The 4,484-nt window shown below is 38.9% G+C and carries 8 protein-coding genes; 5 read left to right on the top strand and 3 right to left on the bottom strand.

Annotation, left to right across the window (positions count from 1 at the left end):
* Window positions 1-160 precede the first annotated feature (160 nt).
* The 4 genes from QM374_RS10650 to QM374_RS10635 all read left to right on the top strand — a co-directional run bounded on the left by QM374_RS10650 (window position 161) and on the right by QM374_RS10635 (window position 2,146).
* Window positions 161-496: a MazG nucleotide pyrophosphohydrolase domain-containing protein gene (locus QM374_RS10650; protein ID WP_414311728.1), complete on the top strand. Its 336-nt coding sequence runs from the start codon at window positions 161-163 to the stop codon at window positions 494-496.
* Window positions 497-567: 71 nt separating this feature from the next.
* A complete protein-coding gene (gene rimM / locus QM374_RS10645; RefSeq protein WP_414311727.1) occupies window positions 568-1,086 on the top strand; it encodes a ribosome maturation factor RimM in 519 nt (172 codons plus the stop codon).
* Window positions 1,076-1,795 (top strand): tRNA (guanosine(37)-N1)-methyltransferase TrmD, encoded by a 720-nt coding sequence (gene trmD / locus QM374_RS10640; RefSeq protein ID WP_414311726.1) that lies wholly within the window; start codon window positions 1,076-1,078, stop codon window positions 1,793-1,795. The genes rimM and trmD overlap by 11 nt, the downstream gene beginning before the upstream one ends.
* A 12-nt stretch (window positions 1,796-1,807) precedes the next feature.
* On the top strand, window positions 1,808-2,146 hold the full coding sequence (locus tag QM374_RS10635) for an ATP cone domain-containing protein (protein WP_001196044.1): 339 nt from the start codon (window positions 1,808-1,810) through the stop codon (window positions 2,144-2,146).
* Window positions 2,147-2,176: 30 nt separating this feature from the next.
* Here QM374_RS10635 and QM374_RS10630 read toward each other — a convergent pair whose 3' ends face one another.
* Window positions 2,177-2,497, bottom strand: a complete 321-nt coding sequence (locus QM374_RS10630) for a hypothetical protein (RefSeq protein WP_414282773.1) — start codon at window positions 2,495-2,497, stop codon at window positions 2,177-2,179.
* A 98-nt stretch (window positions 2,498-2,595) separates the two neighbouring features.
* On the opposite strand from QM374_RS10630, the gene QM374_RS10625 reads away from it, so the two are divergent.
* Complete coding sequence (locus QM374_RS10625; RefSeq protein WP_000807425.1) at window positions 2,596-2,811, top strand: YdbC family protein; 216 nt, start codon at window positions 2,596-2,598, stop codon at window positions 2,809-2,811.
* Window positions 2,812-2,868: 57 nt separating this feature from the next.
* On the opposite strand, the gene QM374_RS10620 is transcribed toward QM374_RS10625, so the two are convergent.
* Window positions 2,869-3,408 (bottom strand): biotin transporter BioY, encoded by a 540-nt coding sequence (locus QM374_RS10620; protein ID WP_414311725.1) that lies wholly within the window; start codon window positions 3,406-3,408, stop codon window positions 2,869-2,871.
* A gap of 292 nt (window positions 3,409-3,700) precedes the next feature.
* Window positions 3,701-4,484, bottom strand: a 784-nt coding sequence (locus tag QM374_RS10615; protein ID WP_414311724.1) for an IS3 family transposase, incomplete at its 5' end; no start/stop codon positions are given.

Below are 4,484 nucleotides of genomic sequence, written 5' to 3'. Positions count from 1 at the left end.
ACTCTTATTCAAGTGGGCTTTTATCTGTTTTATCATGGGAAGTACCTCCTTAACTATCAGTTTAGCACATAAAAAAAGAAACCCAAATACAGAATTGTATTTGAATTTCTTAACTTAATGACATTGGACGGATGTCTCGCTTTTTTGCTAGGAGTAGGATATGAAGGATTTAACAGTTAGACAACTACAAGCCTATTTGCTAGAACATTACCAGCAATCTCGTACAGAGGAAGGGCTCTTTATAAAACTAGTTGAAGAAGTTGGTGAAGTAGCCGAGGTTTTAAATGGACGTTCTGGACGAAAAGAGGGAGTTCAGGACTCAAATGAGGAACTTGCTAAAGAACTTGCTGATATTATACATTATACGGTTGCAATCGCAGCTATCAACGATATTGATCTAACCAAGACCATTTTTGAAAAAGATAAGAAAGCTGCCATCAAGTATCACCATGAACGAGATTTGGAAGGATATTTAGAAGTGGAAGGTCAGAACTAGCTTTTTTCTCCAACTTGTGAAAATACCTAGAACGTGATAAAATAAAGGGAGAAACATACACAGGAGATCAAATGAACTATTTTAACGTTGGAAAAATCGTCAATACACAAGGTTTGCAAGGTGAGATGAGAGTCTTATCTGTGACGGATTTTTCGGAAGAACGCTTTAAAAAAGGTGCAGAGCTTGCCTTATTTGATGAGAAGGATCAATTTGTTAAAACAGTGACTATCGCGAGTCACCGTAAGCATAAAAACTTTGATATCATCAAATTTAAGGATATGTATCACATCAATGATATCGAAAAATACAAGGGCCACAGTTTGAAGGTTGCAGAAGAAAACCTTAATGACCTTGATGAGGGTGAATTTTACTATCACGAGATTATTGGACTAGAGGTCTACGAGGGTGACAACTTGATTGGAATCATTAAGGAAATCCTTCAACCAGGTGCCAATGATGTCTGGGTAGTTAAGCGTAAGGGGAAACGGGATCTGCTCTTACCCTATATCCCACCGGTTGTCCTTAATGTAGATATTCCTAATAAGCGTGTGGATGTTGAACTCTTAGAAGGGTTAGACGATGAAGATTGATATTTTAACCCTCTTTCCAGAGATGTTCTCGCCTCTAGAACATTCCATTGTTGGCAAAGCTCGTGAGAAGGGACTTCTTGACATCCAGTATCACAATTTTCGTGAATATGCTGAAAAGGCCCGTCATGTGGATGATGAGCCATATGGCGGGGGTCAAGGGATGTTGCTACGTGCGCAGCCAATCTTTGATGCCTTTGACGCTATTCAAAAGCAGAATCCGCGCGTGATTCTTTTGGATCCTGCAGGTAAGCAGTTTGACCAGGCTTATGCTGAAGATTTAGCCCAAGAAGAGGAACTCATATTTATCTGTGGTCACTACGAGGGCTATGATGAACGCATTAAGACCTTGGTAACAGATGAGATTTCCCTTGGTGATTATGTTCTAACTGGTGGAGAACTGGCAGCAATGACCATGATTGATGCGACGGTTCGCTTGATACCAGAAGTAATTGGGAAGGAAACTAGTCACCAAGATGATAGCTTCTCATCTGGGCTCCTCGAATATCCTCAGTACACACGTCCTTATGATTATCGAGGCATGGTGGTTCCAGAAGTGCTTATGAGTGGGCACCATGAGAAGATTCGTCAATGGCGTCTCTATGAAAGTCTCAAAAAAACTTATGAGCGTAGACCAGATTTGTTGGAACATTACGAATTAACAGCAGAAGAATCCAAAATGTTAGCAGACATTAAAGAAAATACAAATTAAAAGGAGAAGCCTATGCAAGTCATTAAACGTGATGGACAAGTTGCCGACTTTGATCCAGATAAAATCTATCAAGCCATTCTCAAAGCTGCTCAAACGGTTTATGTTTTGACAGATGATTTACGTCAAAATCTAGCTCAGGTAACTAAGAAAGTTGTCTTGGATCTAGAAGAGGCAAAAGTGGAGCGTGCGACAATCAGCATGATTCAATCAATGGTTGAGCATCGCTTGCTTGGTGCAGGTTACATTACCATCGCTGAACACTATATCTCTTACCGTTTGCAACGGGATTTAGAGAGAAGTGGTTACGGAGAACACATTGCTGTTCACCTTCATTTTGAACAAATCCGTTAATAGAAAAGAGTGAGATGAAGAAAACTCATCTCACTCTTTCTTGAATCGATTTTTTTGGGCAGTTTGGACAGTTGAGGGAACAAAACTTATTTTTCGAATATCTGGGATTCGAATAATGCGGGTCACATTTTTTGCAAAATTTTTAACGATAATTTGCTGGCGATCTGTATCAAATTTGATGATATCCCCTGTAAAACTTGTATCTGAAAAAATAATGTGGACAGCAGTTTTTTTCAGGAGCGCCTCTTTAATGGCACTTGTCAGGGAGTCAGCTTTGGAATGATCTGGTTCTTCTCGTCCGTTGAGAAATCCTTGGAATTTTTGTTGAATATGTTTCAATAAATCTTTCATCGGAGCCTCCCTTCTTTTTACCATTATTATATACAATTTAAAAAAAATCTACAAGATTTTACGAATAATCAAGTGAAGACAATTAAAAGGAGAATACAATGGCAGAATTTACATTTGAAATCGAAGAACACTTACTTACGCTCTCAGAGAATGAAAAAGGTTGGACCAAGGAAATCAATCGTGTCAGCTTTAATGGAGCACCAGCAAAGTTTGACATTCGTGCTTGGAGTCCAGACCACACTAAGATGGGGAAAGGAATCACCCTCTCAAACGAGGAGTTTCAAGTGATGGTCGATGCCTTTAAGAATCAATAAGCAATCATGTAAAAACAGACGAAAGGAGGTTGGGCGAAAATTCCCGACCTCCTTTCTTTATTTATGTGAAAAGTAGGGTTGATTACTAAGACGTTGAAGGAGTGGTCGTCCGATAAAACTAATGGCAATAATTTTTGCAAGATCAGGAATGATAAAGGGAATGACACCGACAGCGAGAGCCTTGTCAATAGGCATACCAGCAAGGAAGTGGAGGCTGAGGATACCACCGACAAAAACAAGTGAATCACCCAAGAGATTGGCTAGGAAAATACGTATAACACCACTATTTGTGTGTGTTAGATAAGATGCAAGTCCTGCATAGACTAGGTCAAACCAAAGATAACCAGCGCTTGGTCCTACTAAAACATGGAAACCAGCTCCGCCGCTAGCAAAGACAGGAAGTCCAATAGCCCCTAGTAAGAGATAGATTCCAACAGAGAGAACAGCTTCCCTAGGTCGAAAAACAGTAGCGATGAGACCGATAGCAAAGTTTTGCAGAGTAAATGGTACAGGTCCAATTGGGATACTGATTTGGGCTAATACTGCAATCAGAGCAGCCCCGATAGCTGGAATAGCGTAAATATGTGCTTTTTTCATAATAGTTAACCTCTTTTGTAATTTATAGTAACTATTATACTTTAAGAAACATAATTGTCAACCTATTTTAAAAACAAAGGTTACAAATTTGTAACGGCCGATTGATACAAAAAAGTCGGCTAGGATTTTTTTCAGAACACAGATTACCCTTATGGAGCTTGGCTACCATATGGTGAATAAACACTTAGGAATCCTGATGGGATGCTATTTTTAAGTGTTTTATAATTTGCTCTAGTAAAAGAAAAAGATTGAAGAAAATGGTGTACTGACCCCAAAAAGTTAGACAATTAATTTACCCAAAGGATTTAGTTCTGTATTGTACAGGACTAAGTCCTTTTAGTTTTACCTTAATTCGTTTGTTGTTGTAGTAATCAATATAGTCTACAATAGCTTGTTCCAAGTGCTCAAGTGACTGAAACGTATTCTCATAACCATAAAACATTTCAGACTTAAGAATGCCAAAAAAAGATTCCATCATACCGTTGTCTTGGCTGTTTCCCTTGCGTGACATAGATGCTTGAATTCCCTTACTCTCTAGGAACCGATGATAAGAATCGTGTTGGTATTGCCAGCCTTGGTCACTATGGAGAACAGTATTCTCGTAGTAATTCTCTGTGAAGGCCTGTTTTAACATGCTCTTCACTTGTTCCAAGTTCGGTGAAGTAGAAAGATGATAAGCGATGATTTCGCTGTTGAAACCATCTAAAACGGGCGATAAGTAAAGCTTTTGAGTACTTGCTGGAATGGCAAATTCTGTCACATCTGTGTAGCACTTTTCCATTGGTTTGGCTGCTTCAAATTGGCGTTGAATAAGGTTATCTGCTTTCTTGCCAACGTCTCCGTTATGAGAAGAATATTTTCGTTTCTGTCGCATTTTAGCTTGTAAATTGAGTACTTTCATCAAGCGTTGAACTCTTTTATGATTTACCAGATAACCACGATTTCTTAGTTCTAAATGAATCCGACGATAACCATAATTTCCCTTATGTTCGATAAAAATGGATTGAATTTCAGCTTTAAGCTCTTGGTCCTTATCTGGTTTGTCTAGCTGTTTCAAGTGATAGTAGTAGGTCGAA

The organism is Streptococcus infantis (assembly GCF_047465525.1).
GTDB classification, from domain to species: domain Bacteria; phylum Bacillota; class Bacilli; order Lactobacillales; family Streptococcaceae; genus Streptococcus; species Streptococcus infantis_R.
The sequence above is the reverse complement of the archived record's forward strand: the minus strand, read 5'-3'. Positions and strand labels throughout refer to the sequence as shown.

What these genes read in the sequence shown, in the direction of transcription:
- QM374_RS10650 (WP_414311728.1), top strand. Translation starts at nt 161, where the DNA reads ATGAAGGATTTAACAGTTAGACAACTACAAGCCTATTTGCTAGAACAT.
- rimM (WP_414311727.1), top strand. Translation starts at nt 568, where the DNA reads ATGAACTATTTTAACGTTGGAAAAATCGTCAATACACAAGGTTTGCAA.
- trmD (WP_414311726.1), top strand. Translation starts at nt 1,076, where the DNA reads ATGAAGATTGATATTTTAACCCTCTTTCCAGAGATGTTCTCGCCTCTA.
- QM374_RS10635 (WP_001196044.1), top strand. Translation starts at nt 1,808, where the DNA reads ATGCAAGTCATTAAACGTGATGGACAAGTTGCCGACTTTGATCCAGAT.
- QM374_RS10630 (WP_414282773.1), bottom strand. Translation starts at nt 2,497, where the DNA reads ATGAAAGATTTATTGAAACATATTCAACAAAAATTCCAAGGATTTCTC.
- QM374_RS10625 (WP_000807425.1), top strand. Translation starts at nt 2,596, where the DNA reads ATGGCAGAATTTACATTTGAAATCGAAGAACACTTACTTACGCTCTCA.
- QM374_RS10620 (WP_414311725.1), bottom strand. Translation starts at nt 3,408, where the DNA reads ATGAAAAAAGCACATATTTACGCTATTCCAGCTATCGGGGCTGCTCTG.